Raw genomic sequence first — 11,604 nt, forward strand, 5'->3', positions numbered from 1 at the left:
CGGCAGCGGAAGAAGAGACAGGCGCCAGACATGGACAGCCAGAACATCCGCATCCGCCTCAAGGCGTTCGATCACCGCGTGCTGGATGGCAGCACGCGGGAGATCGTCAACACCGCGAAGCGGACGGGCGCGCGCGTGCGTGGGCCCATCCCGCTGCCGACGGAAATCGAGCGTTTCACCGTGAACCGCTCGCCGCACGTCGACAAGAAGAGCCGTGAGCAGTTCGAGATCCGGACTCATCGGCGTCTGCTTGATATCGTCGACCCCACTCCGCAGACCGTGGACGCGCTGATGAAGCTCGACCTGGCCGCCGGCGTGGACGTCGAGATCAAGCTCTAAGGCCCGGGGAGCAATCTGCCATGGCCGCGAAGAATGGTCGCACCGGCCTGATCGCGAAGAAGCTGGGTATGACCCGGCTGTTCAACGACGACGGCTCGACCGTGCCCGTTACCGTGCTGCACCTGGATCAGGTGCGCGTGGTGGCCGCCCGCACGGAAGAGAAGGACGGTTACAATGCGGTTCAGCTTGGCTTCGGCCAGGCGAAGCCGAAGAATGTCTCGAAGCCCAACAAGGGTCACTTCGCCAAGGCGGGTGTCGAGGCGCCGAAGAAGGTCGTGGAGTTCCGCGTGGCGGCTGACGCCATGCTGGAGCCCGGCGTGAAGCTCTCCGCGAATCACTTCGTGAAGGGCCAGATCGTCGACGTGACGGGCACCTCGAAGGGCAAGGGGTTTGCCGGCGCCATGAAGCGCTGGAACTTCTCCGGCCTCGAGGCCTCGCACGGCGTGTCGATCTCGCACCGTAGCCACGGTTCGACGGGCAACCGTCAGGATCCGGGCAAGACCTTCAAGAACAAGAAGATGGCTGGCCATCTGGGCGTTGAGCGCGTGACCACGCAGAACCTGGAGGTCGCCGGTTTCGACCTCGACAAGGGCCTGCTGATGGTCAAGGGCGCGGTGCCTGGTGCGAAGGGCGGGTATGTGCTGGTTCGTGACGCCGTGAAGGTGTCGCGCCATGCCGACGCGCCGTTCCCCGCGGCCGTGGCCTGAGGGTAAGGACATGCAGGTTCCTGTCATCACCCTGGACAACGGTCAGGCCGGCGAGATCGACCTCCCGGACGCGCTGTTCGCCGCCTCTCCCCGCGCCGACATCATGGCGCGCGTGGTGCACTGGCAGCTCGCCAAGCGCCGCGCCGGCACCCACAAGGTGAAGGGCATGGGCGAGGTTTCCGGGACGACCAAGAAGCCGTATCGGCAGAAGGGCACCGGTAACGCGCGCCAGGGCTCGCTCCGCGCGCCGCAGTTCCGCACCGGTGGCGCCGTGCACGGCCCCGTCGTGCGCGACCACGGCTACTCGCTGAACAAGAAGGTCCGCCGCCTGGGCCTGATCAGCGCGCTGAGCCAGAAGGCCGCCGAGGGCAAGCTGATCGTCCTCGACACCGCCTCGCTCGGCGACGCCGCCAAGACCTCCGCCATGGCCTCCAAGGTCAAGGCGCTGGGCTGGAAGAGCGCGCTGGTGGTGGATGCGTCGGTCGAGGACGGCTTCGGCCGTGCCGTGCGCAACCTTCCGAACGTGAACGTGCTGCCCACGCTGGGCGCCAACGTTTACGACATTCTGAAGCATGACGTGCTGGCGGTGACCCGCCAGGCCGTCGAGGCTCTGAAGGAGCGGCTGGCATGAGCGAGACCGCGACCAAGAAGAAGCCCGTGATCTCGCGCGAGAAGATGTATCTGACCATCCTCGCGCCGGTCATCACCGAGAAGGCCACCGGCCTCGCGGAGCAGAACCAGGTCACCTTCAAGGTGCCGCTGACTGCCTCGAAGCCGGAGATCAAGGCCTCCGTCGAGGGTCTGTTCGGGGTGACGGTCGTCGCCGTGAACACCCTCGTCATGAAGGGCAAGACCAAGCGGGTGCGCGGCCGTGAGGGCGTGCGCTCCGACTGGAAGAAGGCGGTCGTCCGCCTGGCCGAGGGCCAGAGCATCGACCTCACCACGGGGCTCGCTTAACGCCATGGCGCTGAAGCACTTTAACCCGGTCACCCCGAGCCTGCGCGGCACGATCCTCATCGATCGTTCCGAGCTGTACAAGGGCAAGCCGGTTAAGCAGCTGACGGAGGGCAAGAGCCACTCCGGCGGCCGCAACAATCATGGCCGCATCACCGTCCGGTTCCGGGGCGGCGGGCACAAGCAGAGCTACCGCGTCGTTGATTTCAAGCGCCGCAAGTTCGATGTGCCGGCCACCGTGGAGCGGCTGGAATACGACCCGAACCGCACCGCCTTCATCGCGCTGCTGAAGTACGAGGACGGCGAGCTCGCCTACATCCTCGCGCCGCAGCGCCTGAAGGTGGGCGACACGGTCGTGGCCGGTGAGCGTGTGGACATCAAGCCGGGCAACGCGATGCCGCTCGGCTCGATCCCGGTCGGCACGATCATCTACAACATCGAGATGAAGCCCGGCGCGGGTGGCAAGATCGCCCGCTCGGCCGGCACCTACGGGCAGCTCGTCGGCAAGGACGCCGGCTACGCGCAGGTGAAGCTGATGTCCGGTGAGCTGCGCCTGGTGCGTGGCGAGTGCATGGCCTCGATCGGTGCGGTGTCCAACCCGGACAACCAGAACCAGCATATCGGCAAGGCCGGCCGCTCGCGCTGGCTGGGCCGCAAGCCGCATCAGCGCGGCGTCGTCATGAACCCGGTTGACCACCCGCATGGTGGTGGCGAGGGCCGGACCTCGGGTGGCCGCCACCCGGTGACGCCGTGGGGCAAGCCGACCAAGGGCTACAAGACCCGCACCAACAAGCGCACGGACAAGCTGATCGTCCGTCGCCGCAACGTGACGAAGGGCTGACCGCGATGTCGCGCAGTGTCTGGAAGGGGCCGTTCGTCGACGGCTACCTGCTGAACAAGGCGGACGCGGCCCGTGCGTCGACGCGCAACGAGATCATCAAGATCTGGTCGCGTCGCAGCACGATCCTGCCGCAGTTCGTCGGGCTGACCTTCGGTGTCTACAACGGCAAGAAGTTCATTCCCGTCCAGGTGTCCGAGAACATGGTGGGCCACAAGTTCGGCGAGTTCTCGCCGACGCGCACCTTCACCGGGCACTCCTCGGACAAGAAGGCGAAGCGGGGCTAAGCGATGAGCAAGCCAAAGCACGAGCGCACGCTCGCCGAGACCGAGGCGAAGGCCGTGACCCGGAACATCCGGGTCTCGCCCTACAAGCTCAACCTGGCCGCCGGGCTGATCCGTGGCAAGAAGGCGCAGGACGCGGTCGCGATCCTGACCTTCTCCAAGCGCCGCATCGCGCAGACGGTGAAGGCGACGCTGGAGAGCGCCATCGCGAACGCGGAGAACAACCACCAGCTCGATGTCGACCGCCTGGTCGTGTCGAAGGTGGAAGTGGGCCGCGCCATCGTGATGAAGCGCTTCCACGCGCGCGGCCGCGGCAAGGCGGCCCGCGTGGAGAAGTGGTTCAGCCACCTGTCCATCGTGGTTGCCGAGAAGCAGGCGGACGCCGAGCCGGCGCAGCAGGAGGCCGCGTAAACATGGGCCATAAAGTCAATCCGATCGGGCTGCGGCTCGGCATCAACCGGACCTGGGATTCCCGCTGGTTCGCCGATGCCGACTATTCCCGGCTGCTGCACGATGACCTGAAGCTTCGCAACACGCTGAAGTCGCGCCTGAAGGGCGCCGGCGTGTCGAAGGTGATCATCGAGCGCCCGGCGAAGAAGCCGCGCGTGACGATCCACGCCGCCCGCCCGGGCGTCGTGATCGGCAAGAAGGGCGCCGACATCGAGGTTCTGCGCAAGGACCTGGCCAAGCTGGCCGGGGCCGAGGTGGCGCTGAACATCGTCGAGATCCGCAAGCCGGAGATCGAGGCGCAGCTGGTTGCCGAGAGCATCGCGCAGCAGCTGGAGCGCCGCGTGGCGTTCCGCCGCGCGATGAAGCGCGCCGTGCAGTCCGCCATGCGCCTCGGCGCCGGCGGCATCCGGATCAATTGCGGCGGCCGCCTGGGCGGCGCCGAGATTGCCCGGATGGAGTGGTACCGCGAGGGCCGCGTGCCCCTGCATACCCTCCGCGCGGATATCGACTATGGCACGGCGACCGCGAAGACCACCTACGGCACCTGCGGTGTGAAGGTCTGGATCTTCAAGGGCGAGATCATGGCGCACGACCCGCTCGCGCAGGATAAGCGCGCGGCGGAGCAGGCGCCGCAGCGCTGAGGATAACGGACAATGCTTTCCCCGAAGCGCACGAAGTTCCGTAAGGCGCACAAGGGCCGTATCAAGGGCGTGGCGAAGGGCGGCTTCACGCTGTCCTTCGGCGGCTTCGGCCTGAAGGCGCTCGAGCCGGAGCGCGTCACCGCGCGCCAGATCGAGGCCGCGCGTCGTGCCATCACCCGCGCCATGAAGCGCCAGGGCCGGGTGTGGATCCGCATCTTCCCCGACGTTCCCGTCTCCACGAAGCCGGCGGAAGTCCGCATGGGTTCGGGCAAGGGCGCGCCGGAGTACTGGGCGGCCCGCGTCAAGCCTGGTCGCATCATGTTCGAGATCGACGGCGTCTCGCTCGAGACGGCGCGCGAGGCGCTGACCCTCGGTGCGGCGAAGCTGCCGATCAAGACCAAGCTCGTGACCCGCCTGGGCGCGGCGGAGGCCTGATCCTATGACCAAGATCGTGGATGTCCGCGCCAAGAGCGCGGACGAACTGAAGACGATGTTGCTGGACCTCCGCAAGGAGCAGTTCAACCTGCGCTTCCAGCGCGCGACGGGCCAGCTTGAGGCGGTTTCCCGCATCAAGGTGGTGCGCCGCGACATCGCCCGTGTTAAGACCGTCCTGGCCGAGCAGTCCCGCTCGGCCGCCAAGGCCTGACGAGGAGACCCCGGCTATGCCGAAGCGCGTCCTCACCGGGCGGGTGGTTAGCGACAAGATGGACAAGACCGTCACGGTTCTTGTCGAGCGTCGCGTGATGCATCCGCTCTACAAGAAGTTCATCCGGCGCTCGAAGAAGTACGCCGCGCATGACGACGCCAACCTGTGCAAGGAAGGCGATGTCGTGGCGATCGAGGAGTGCCGCCCGATCAGCAAGCGGAAGACCTGGCTGGTGATCGAGCGCAACGGCGCCGCGGTCGAGACGGCCGGCTTCACCGTGGGCGCCCCCGTGGCCGCCGACGCGCAGGCCTGAGAATCGAGACTGACCGATGATCATCGTTGAGTCCAACCTCGAGGTCGCCGACAACTCGGGCGCGCGCCGCGTCCAGTGCATCAAGGTGCTGGGCGGCTCCAAGCGCCGCACCGCCTCGGTGGGCGACGTCATCGTGGTGTCCGTGAAGGAAGCGATTCCCCGCGGCAAGGTGAAGAAGGGCGACGTGCAGCGCGCCGTGATCGTGCGGACGGCCTATCCCGTCCGCCGTCAGGACGGCACCGTCATCCGCTTCGATCGCAACGCGGCCGTGCTGCTGAACAAGCAGAACGAGCCGATCGGCACCCGCATCTTCGGGCCCGTCGTGCGCGAGCTGCGCGCGCGGAAGTTCATGAAGATCATTTCGCTGGCGCCGGAGGTTCTGTAATCCATGGCCGCGAAGATCAAGAAGGGCGACCGCGTCCAGATCCTGACGGGTAAGGACAAGGGCAAGCGCGGCGAAGTGCTGCGCGTGCTGCCCGCCGAGGGCCGTGCCGTCGTGCAGGGCCTGAACATGGTGAAGCGCCATACCAAGCCGAAGGGCATGGGCCAGCAGGGCGGCATCGTGGAGAAGGAAGCGTCGCTGAACCTCTCCAACATCGCCCTGATCGATCCCAAGTCCGATAAGCCGACCCGCGTCGGCTTCAAGGTGCTTGAGGACGGCAAGAAGGTCCGGGTCGCGAAGGCCTCGGGCGAGGTGATTGACGCATGAGCGACGCCAAGGAACTGCCCCGTTTCCAGCAGCTTTACGCTGAGACGCTGCGCCAGGCCCTGACGGAGCAGTTCGGCTACCAGAACCCGATGCAGGTTCCGAAGCTGAGCAAGATCGTCATCAACATGGGCGTTGGCGAGGCCGCGGCCGATCAGAAGAAGCTCGATGCCGCGCTGGCCGAGCTGACCGTGATCGCGGGCCAGAAGCCGGTGAAGACCCTGGCGAAGAAGGCGATTGCCGGCTTCAAGATCCGCCAGGGCCAGGCCATCGGCTGCAAGGTGACGCTGCGTCGCGCCAAGATGTTCGAGTTTCTCGACCGTCTGGTGACGATCGCGCTGCCGCGCATGCGTGACTTCCGTGGCCTTCCGGGTAATAAGGGCTTTGACGGCCGCGGGAACTACGCCCTCGGCCTGAAGGAGCAGATCGTGTTCCCCGAAATCAGCTATGATAAGGTGGACGTGGTCCGCGGCATGGACATCGTGTTCGTCACGACGGCGAAGACGGACAAGGAAGCCAAGGCTCTGCTGAAGGGCTTCGACCTTCCTTTCGTCAACTGAGTTTGGAAAACCGCCCAGGTGCCCTCAGCCAGGGGTGCCGGGCAGGTTCCGGAGGATTTAAACCGCATGGCCAAGACCTCGGCTGTCGAGAAGAACAAGCGCCGCGAGCGCCTCTCGAAGCTGCATTCCGCCAAGCGCTCTGCGCTGAAGGCCACGATCATGGATCGTGAGCTGCCGGTGGAGGAGCGCTTCGAGGCGACGCTGAAGCTCGCGGAGATGCCGCGCAATGCTTCGCGCGTTCGCGTGCGCCTGCGCTGTGAGCTGACCGGCCGCCCGCGCGGCAACTACCGCAAGTTCAAGCTGAGCCGTAACGCGCTCCGTGACCTGGCCTCGAACGGTCAGATCCCGGGTCTCGTCAAGGCCAGCTGGTAAGGGGGACGCATGTCGCTGTCCGATCCGCTGGGCGATATGCTGACTCGCATCCGCAACGGGCACCGTGCCCGTAAGGCGCGCGTCACGTCTCCCGCCAGCCGCCTTCGCGCCGATGTGCTCGAAGTCCTGAAGCGTGAAGGCTTCATCCGCGCGTACCGGGCCGAGGAAGTTCGCCCCGGCATCAACGTGCTGGACATCGAGCTGAAGTATTCGGAGGGCGAGCCCGCCATCAAGGAGATCATGCGTGTCTCCAAGCCTGGCCGGCGCGTCTACTCCAAGATCAAGGAGCTGCCGAAGTTCTACAACGGGCTCGGCATTTCCATCCTCTCCACGCCGCGTGGCGTGATGAGCGACAACGAGGCCCGCGCTGCCAATGTCGGCGGCGAGGTCCTGTGCCGCGTGTTCTGAGGGAGGGATAGGTATGTCGCGCGTCGGCAAGTATCCCGTCACGGTTCCCGCCGGTGTTACGGTCGCTCTGAAGGACGGCGTCATCTCCGCCAAGGGCAAGCTGGGCGAGCTCTCGCTCCCGCTGGTCACGGATGCGGTGGATGTGTCCGTCGAGGACAACAAGGTCACGGTCAAGCCGCTGGGCTCGGACCGCCGTGCGCGCACCCTCTGGGGCACCACGCGGAGCCTGATCAACGGCATGGTCACCGGCGTCTCCGCCGGCTTCACCAAGTCCATGGAGATCACCGGCACGGGTTACCGCGCCGCTGTCCAGGGCAAGGAGCTGGTGCTGAACCTCGGCTACAGCCACGAGATCCGCTACGCGATCCCGGAAGGCATCAAGATCACCACGGAGCGCCCGACCGCCATCAAGGTCGAGGGCGTGAACAAGCAGGTGGTCGGCCAGGTTGCCGCTGAGATCCGCGCCTTCCGCGGCCCCGAGCCGTACAAGGGCAAGGGCGTGCGGTACACGGACGAGACGATCCTCCGGAAGGAGGGGAAGAAGAAGTAAGATGGCGAACAAGCTCAACCTGCTGGAGCGGCGGCGCAAGCGCCTGCGCTACCAGCTGCGCCTCAAGAGCGGTGGTCGGCCCCGTCTTTCGGTCTTCCGCTCCGGGAAGCACATCTACGCCCAGGTCATCGACGACAAGGCGGGCCGTACGCTCGCCGCGGCCTCCTCGATCGAGAAGGCCCAGCGCGAGGGCCTGCGCACGGGCGCGGACCGCGAGGCGGCGACCGCGATCGGCAAGCTGCTGGCCGAGCGCGCTCTGGCCGCCGGCGTGACCCAGGTCGTGTTCGATCGTGGTCCCTACCTGTATCACGGCCGGGTGAAAGCCCTGGCGGACGGCGCCCGCGAGGGCGGGCTGTCGTTCTAAGGAGCACAGAATATGGCACGTGAACCGAGGAGCGGCGGCGGCGGTGACCGCGATCGCCGCGGCCGGGGTCCGGACCGCAACACTGAGCGCGAGCCGGGCGACGAGCTGAAGGACAAGCTGGTCACCATCAACCGCGTCGCCAAGGTGGTGAAGGGTGGCCGTCGCTTCTCCTTCGCCGCGCTGGTCGTGGTGGGTGACGAGAAGGGCCGCGTGGGCTGGGGCGCCGGCAAGGCGCGCGAGGTTCCGGAAGCGATCCGCAAGGCGACCGAGCGCGCCAAGCGGACGATGATCCGGGTGCCGATGCGCGAGGGCCGCACCCTGCATCACGACGTGATCGGCGAATTCGGCGCCGGCCGCGTGATCCTGCGCGCCGCCCCCGCGGGTACCGGCATCATCGCCGGCGGCCCGATGCGCGCGGTGTTCGAGACGCTGGGCATGGGCGACGTCGTCGCCAAGTGCACCGGCACCACGAACCCGCACAACATGGTCAAGGCGACCTTCGCCGCCCTGACGCGCTGCACCAGCCCCCGCGCTGTGGCCGCCCGTCGTGGCAAGAAGGTGTCCGACCTGCTCGGCCCGCGTAAGGACGCGGAGCCGGCGGCGCAGGAGGCTGCCAGTGTCTGAGGCCAAGAAGACCGTTCGGGTGACGCAGGTCGCGTCCCCCATCGGCCGCAAGCCCGGTCAGCGCGAGACGCTGATCGGTCTCGGGCTCAACAAGATCCGCCGTTCGCGCGAGCTGGAGGATACTCCGGCCGTGCGTGGCATGATCCGCAAGGTCGCGCACCTGATCCAGGTGGGCGAGACCACGGAGAAGTAAGATGAAGCTCAACGAGCTGCGCGACAACGCAGGCGCCCGCCTGAAGTTCAAGCGCGTCGGCCGTGGCATCGGGTCGGGCAAGGGCAAGACCTCCGGCCGCGGCGTGAAGGGCCAGAAGGCCCGCACGGGCGTGTCGCTGAACGGGTTCGAGGGCGGTCAGCTCCCGATCTACCGGCGGCTGCCGAAGCGGGGCTTCGTCAACCTGTTCCGCAAGGCATACGCGCCGCTGAACCTGAAGGCGCTCAACGCCGCGCTCGAGTCGGGCCGCCTGCCGGCGGACCAGCCGATCGACGAGGCGGTGCTGGAGGCGGCCGGCCTGGTCCGCACCGGCGCCAAGATCGCCGGCGTGCGCCTGCTGGCGCATGGCGAGATCAGCCGCGCGGTGACCATCACGGTCTCCGGCGCCTCGGCGGCCGCGAAGGCGGCGATCGAGGCGGCGGGCGGCACCATCACGGTGCTGGTGCCGGCGAAGGAAGCGGCGCCCGCGGCGTGACGCTTGCGCCCCCCGCCTCCGGGGGGCTAGGTGATGCATCGTCAGGGCTGGCAGCGGCGCCGCGGGAATTGCCCCCCGGCGCCGCAGTCATGTTGCCCGCCGGATGAAGAAGGGCGAAATCATGGCGTCCGCCGCCGAACAGCTTGCGGCCAACCTCAACCTCGGCGTCCTTGCAAAGGCCACCGAGCTCAAGAAGCGCATCTGGTTCACGCTGGCCGCGCTGATCGTCTACCGCATCGGCACCTACGTGCCCGTGCCGGGGGTCGATGCCGCCGTCATGGCGGACATCCTCCGCCAGCATGGCAGCGGCATCCTGGGCATGTTCGACATGTTCACGGGTGGCGCGCTGGGCCGCATGACGGTCTTCGCGCTGAACATCATGCCGTACATCTCGGCCAGCATCATCATCCAGCTCATGAGCGCGGCGGTGCCGGCGCTCGAGGCCCTCAAGAAGGAGGGCGAGTCGGGCCGGAAGAAGCTGAACCAGTACACCCGCTACCTGACGGTGCTGATCGCCGTGTTCCAGGCCTATGGCATCGCCGTGGGGCTCGAGCAGATGCAGGGCAGCTTCGGCCAGGCGGTGTACGATGCCGGCCTGTTCTTCCGCATCTCCTGCGTGGTCACGCTGGTGGGCGGCACCATGTTCCTGATGTGGCTGGGCGAGCAGATCACCGCCCGCGGCGTCGGCAACGGCATCAGCCTGATCATCTTCGCGGGCATCGTGGCCAACCTGCCCTCCGCCCTGGTGGCGACGCTGGAGCTGGGCCGCACCGGCGCCCTCTCGCCGGTGTTCATCATCGCCTTCCTGCTGATCGCGCTGGCCGTCATCGCCTTCGTGGTGTTCATGGAGCGCGCCCAGCGGCGCATCCCCATCCAGTACCCGAAGCGCCAGGTCGGCAACCGCATGTTCGGCGGCGAGAACACGCACCTGCCGCTGAAGCTGAACACGGCCGGCGTCATCCCGCCGATCTTCGCCTCCTCGCTGCTGCTGCTGCCGGCCACCTTCGCGGGCTTCGCGGCGGCGGACCCCACGGCCGATTCCTGGCTGCTGCGGGTGGCGAACATGCTGGCGCACGGGCAGCCGCTCTACATGGCGCTCTACGTGGCGCTGATCATCTTCTTCGCCTTCTTCTACACGGCCGTGGTGTTCAACCCGACCGAGACGGCGGACAACCTCAAGAAGCATGGCGGCTTCGTGCCCGGCATCCGCCCCGGCCAGGCCACGGCGGACTACCTCGACCGCGTGCTGAGCCGGCTGACGGGCGTGGGCGCCATCTACCTCTGCATCGTCTGCCTGCTGCCCGAGATCCTGATCAGCCAGTACGGCGTGCCCTTCTACTTCGGCGGCACTTCCCTTCTGATCATCGTTTCGGTCACCATGGACACGGTGGCGCAGGTGCAGTCGCACCTGTTCGCGCACCAGTATGAGGGCCTGATCCGCAAGGCCCGCATGGGCGGCGGCCGCGGCGGCACCCCGCGGCTCCGCTGAAGGGAAGGGGACGGAGCATGTGCATGAGGCCGGGAAAACAGCGCCGATGAACCTGATTCTGCTGGGGCCCCCGGGGGCCGGGAAGGGCACCCAGGCCAAGCGGCTGGAGGAGCGCCACGGCATCGCGCAGATCTCCACCGGAGACATGCTGCGCGCCGAGGTGCGGAGCGGCAGCGCCATCGGCCAGCAGGCCAAGGCGATCATGGAGGCGGGCCAGCTGATGCCGGACGCCATCATCACCGCCATGCTGGCCAACCGGGTGTCGCAGCCCGATTGCGCGAAGGGCTTCATCCTGGACGGCTTCCCGCGCACCACGCCCCAGGCCGAGGCGCTGGACGTGATGCTGCGGGACAAGGGGCTGAGGCTCGACCACGTGATCGAGCTGAAGGTGGACGACGCGGCGCTGGTCGAGCGCATCGCCGGCCGCTTCACCTGCGCCCAGTGCGGCGCCGGCTACCATGACAGCTTCAAGCCCACCGCGAAGCCGGGGGTCTGCGATGCCTGCGGCAGCACCGAGTTCGTCCGCCGCGCCGACGACAAGGCGGAGACGGTGGCCGCGCGGCTCGAGGCCTACCACCGCCAGACGGCGCCGCTGCTTCCCTACTACGACGCGCAGGGCAAGCTGAGCCAGGTGGACGGCATGGCCTCGATGGACGAGGTGGCCCGCCAGATC

General features: G+C 67.4%; 23 protein-coding genes. All 23 read left to right on the forward strand.

Annotation, left to right across the window (positions count from 1 at the left end):
• The first annotated feature begins 30 nt into the window (after positions 1-30).
• Complete coding sequence (rpsJ, locus tag ACZJYS_RS18215; protein WP_007004401.1) at positions 31-339, forward strand: 30S ribosomal protein S10; 309 nt, start codon at positions 31-33, stop codon at positions 337-339.
• Between the two features lie 20 nt (positions 340-359).
• Complete coding sequence (gene rplC, locus ACZJYS_RS18220) at positions 360-1,046, forward strand: 50S ribosomal protein L3 (protein ID WP_493179852.1); 687 nt, start codon at positions 360-362, stop codon at positions 1,044-1,046.
• Positions 1,047-1,056: 10 nt separating this feature from the next.
• Positions 1,057-1,677: a 50S ribosomal protein L4 gene (gene rplD, locus ACZJYS_RS18225; RefSeq protein WP_109517965.1), complete on the forward strand. Its 621-nt coding sequence runs from the start codon at positions 1,057-1,059 to the stop codon at positions 1,675-1,677.
• Positions 1,678-1,706: 29 nt separating this feature from the next.
• Positions 1,707-2,003, forward strand: coding sequence for a 50S ribosomal protein L23 (locus ACZJYS_RS18230; protein WP_456316321.1), 297 nt, complete (start codon positions 1,707-1,709; stop codon positions 2,001-2,003).
• Between the two features lie 4 nt (positions 2,004-2,007).
• Positions 2,008-2,841: a 50S ribosomal protein L2 gene (gene rplB / locus ACZJYS_RS18235; protein WP_109517963.1), complete on the forward strand. Its 834-nt coding sequence runs from the start codon at positions 2,008-2,010 to the stop codon at positions 2,839-2,841.
• Positions 2,842-2,846: 5 nt separating this feature from the next.
• Positions 2,847-3,125 carry a 30S ribosomal protein S19 gene (gene rpsS / locus ACZJYS_RS18240; RefSeq protein WP_109517962.1) on the forward strand — a complete coding sequence of 93 codons (279 nt, stop codon included), beginning with the start codon at positions 2,847-2,849 and terminating at the stop codon, positions 3,123-3,125.
• Between the two features lie 3 nt (positions 3,126-3,128).
• Entirely contained in the window at positions 3,129-3,533 is a 405-nt protein-coding gene (gene rplV / locus ACZJYS_RS18245; RefSeq protein WP_109517961.1) for a 50S ribosomal protein L22, read from the forward strand.
• Positions 3,534-3,535: 2 nt separating this feature from the next.
• The gene (rpsC, locus tag ACZJYS_RS18250; RefSeq protein ID WP_099096422.1) at positions 3,536-4,213 is read left to right on the forward strand and encodes a 30S ribosomal protein S3; all 678 of its coding nucleotides are present in this window, start codon (positions 3,536-3,538) and stop codon (positions 4,211-4,213) included.
• A gap of 12 nt (positions 4,214-4,225) precedes the next feature.
• A complete protein-coding gene (rplP, locus tag ACZJYS_RS18255; protein ID WP_099096423.1) occupies positions 4,226-4,648 on the forward strand; it encodes a 50S ribosomal protein L16 in 423 nt (140 codons plus the stop codon).
• A gap of 4 nt (positions 4,649-4,652) precedes the next feature.
• Positions 4,653-4,859, forward strand: a complete 207-nt coding sequence (gene rpmC / locus ACZJYS_RS18260) for a 50S ribosomal protein L29 (RefSeq protein WP_109517960.1) — start codon at positions 4,653-4,655, stop codon at positions 4,857-4,859.
• A gap of 16 nt (positions 4,860-4,875) precedes the next feature.
• Positions 4,876-5,172 carry a 30S ribosomal protein S17 gene (rpsQ, locus tag ACZJYS_RS18265; protein ID WP_109517959.1) on the forward strand — a complete coding sequence of 99 codons (297 nt, stop codon included), beginning with the start codon at positions 4,876-4,878 and terminating at the stop codon, positions 5,170-5,172.
• 16 nt (positions 5,173-5,188) lie between these two features.
• Complete coding sequence (rplN, locus tag ACZJYS_RS18270) at positions 5,189-5,557, forward strand: 50S ribosomal protein L14 (protein WP_109517958.1); 369 nt, start codon at positions 5,189-5,191, stop codon at positions 5,555-5,557.
• A gap of 3 nt (positions 5,558-5,560) precedes the next feature.
• Positions 5,561-5,881: a 50S ribosomal protein L24 gene (gene rplX / locus ACZJYS_RS18275; RefSeq protein WP_109517957.1), complete on the forward strand. Its 321-nt coding sequence runs from the start codon at positions 5,561-5,563 to the stop codon at positions 5,879-5,881.
• Complete coding sequence (gene rplE / locus ACZJYS_RS18280) at positions 5,878-6,438, forward strand: 50S ribosomal protein L5 (protein WP_109517956.1); 561 nt, start codon at positions 5,878-5,880, stop codon at positions 6,436-6,438. The genes rplX and rplE overlap by 4 nt, the downstream gene beginning before the upstream one ends.
• Before the next feature lie 66 nt (positions 6,439-6,504).
• On the forward strand, positions 6,505-6,810 hold the full coding sequence (rpsN, locus tag ACZJYS_RS18285) for a 30S ribosomal protein S14 (RefSeq protein WP_109517955.1): 306 nt from the start codon (positions 6,505-6,507) through the stop codon (positions 6,808-6,810).
• Positions 6,811-6,819: 9 nt separating this feature from the next.
• A complete protein-coding gene (gene rpsH, locus ACZJYS_RS18290; RefSeq protein ID WP_109517954.1) occupies positions 6,820-7,218 on the forward strand; it encodes a 30S ribosomal protein S8 in 399 nt (132 codons plus the stop codon).
• Between the two features lie 13 nt (positions 7,219-7,231).
• Complete coding sequence (gene rplF / locus ACZJYS_RS18295) at positions 7,232-7,768, forward strand: 50S ribosomal protein L6 (protein WP_109517953.1); 537 nt, start codon at positions 7,232-7,234, stop codon at positions 7,766-7,768.
• Between the two features lies 1 nt (position 7,769).
• Positions 7,770-8,132: a 50S ribosomal protein L18 gene (gene rplR / locus ACZJYS_RS18300; protein ID WP_109517952.1), complete on the forward strand. Its 363-nt coding sequence runs from the start codon at positions 7,770-7,772 to the stop codon at positions 8,130-8,132.
• A gap of 12 nt (positions 8,133-8,144) precedes the next feature.
• Entirely contained in the window at positions 8,145-8,756 is a 612-nt protein-coding gene (gene rpsE / locus ACZJYS_RS18305) for a 30S ribosomal protein S5 (RefSeq protein ID WP_109517951.1), read from the forward strand.
• Entirely contained in the window at positions 8,749-8,949 is a 201-nt protein-coding gene (gene rpmD / locus ACZJYS_RS18310) for a 50S ribosomal protein L30 (protein ID WP_007004420.1), read from the forward strand. Before rpsE ends, rpmD begins: the two co-directional genes overlap by 8 nt.
• 1 nt (position 8,950) lies before the next feature.
• Positions 8,951-9,442, forward strand: a complete 492-nt coding sequence (gene rplO / locus ACZJYS_RS18315) for a 50S ribosomal protein L15 (RefSeq protein WP_109517950.1) — start codon at positions 8,951-8,953, stop codon at positions 9,440-9,442.
• 121 nt (positions 9,443-9,563) lie between these two features.
• A complete protein-coding gene (secY, locus tag ACZJYS_RS18320; RefSeq protein ID WP_493179853.1) occupies positions 9,564-10,931 on the forward strand; it encodes a preprotein translocase subunit SecY in 1,368 nt (455 codons plus the stop codon).
• Positions 10,932-10,977: 46 nt separating this feature from the next.
• On the forward strand, positions 10,978-11,604 hold a 627-nt coding region (locus ACZJYS_RS18325), incomplete at its 3' end, for an adenylate kinase (RefSeq protein ID WP_493179854.1).

The sequence above is a fragment of the Roseomonas sp. TS2 genome (assembly GCF_058833935.1).

Coding starts and splice junctions, on each gene's coding strand:
- rpsJ (WP_007004401.1), top strand. CDS start 31: ATGGACAGCCAGAACATCCGCATCCGCCTCAAGGCGTTCGATCACCGC.
- rplC (WP_493179852.1), top strand. CDS start 360: ATGGCCGCGAAGAATGGTCGCACCGGCCTGATCGCGAAGAAGCTGGGT.
- rplD (WP_109517965.1), top strand. CDS start 1,057: ATGCAGGTTCCTGTCATCACCCTGGACAACGGTCAGGCCGGCGAGATC.
- rplB (WP_109517963.1), top strand. CDS start 2,008: ATGGCGCTGAAGCACTTTAACCCGGTCACCCCGAGCCTGCGCGGCACG.
- rpsS (WP_109517962.1), top strand. CDS start 2,847: ATGTCGCGCAGTGTCTGGAAGGGGCCGTTCGTCGACGGCTACCTGCTG.
- rplV (WP_109517961.1), top strand. CDS start 3,129: ATGAGCAAGCCAAAGCACGAGCGCACGCTCGCCGAGACCGAGGCGAAG.
- rpsC (WP_099096422.1), top strand. CDS start 3,536: ATGGGCCATAAAGTCAATCCGATCGGGCTGCGGCTCGGCATCAACCGG.
- rplP (WP_099096423.1), top strand. CDS start 4,226: ATGCTTTCCCCGAAGCGCACGAAGTTCCGTAAGGCGCACAAGGGCCGT.
- rpmC (WP_109517960.1), top strand. CDS start 4,653: ATGACCAAGATCGTGGATGTCCGCGCCAAGAGCGCGGACGAACTGAAG.
- rpsQ (WP_109517959.1), top strand. CDS start 4,876: ATGCCGAAGCGCGTCCTCACCGGGCGGGTGGTTAGCGACAAGATGGAC.
- rplN (WP_109517958.1), top strand. CDS start 5,189: ATGATCATCGTTGAGTCCAACCTCGAGGTCGCCGACAACTCGGGCGCG.
- rplX (WP_109517957.1), top strand. CDS start 5,561: ATGGCCGCGAAGATCAAGAAGGGCGACCGCGTCCAGATCCTGACGGGT.
- rplE (WP_109517956.1), top strand. CDS start 5,878: ATGAGCGACGCCAAGGAACTGCCCCGTTTCCAGCAGCTTTACGCTGAG.
- rpsN (WP_109517955.1), top strand. CDS start 6,505: ATGGCCAAGACCTCGGCTGTCGAGAAGAACAAGCGCCGCGAGCGCCTC.
- rpsH (WP_109517954.1), top strand. CDS start 6,820: ATGTCGCTGTCCGATCCGCTGGGCGATATGCTGACTCGCATCCGCAAC.
- rplF (WP_109517953.1), top strand. CDS start 7,232: ATGTCGCGCGTCGGCAAGTATCCCGTCACGGTTCCCGCCGGTGTTACG.
- rplR (WP_109517952.1), top strand. CDS start 7,770: ATGGCGAACAAGCTCAACCTGCTGGAGCGGCGGCGCAAGCGCCTGCGC.
- rpsE (WP_109517951.1), top strand. CDS start 8,145: ATGGCACGTGAACCGAGGAGCGGCGGCGGCGGTGACCGCGATCGCCGC.
- rplO (WP_109517950.1), top strand. CDS start 8,951: ATGAAGCTCAACGAGCTGCGCGACAACGCAGGCGCCCGCCTGAAGTTC.
- secY (WP_493179853.1), top strand. CDS start 9,564: ATGGCGTCCGCCGCCGAACAGCTTGCGGCCAACCTCAACCTCGGCGTC.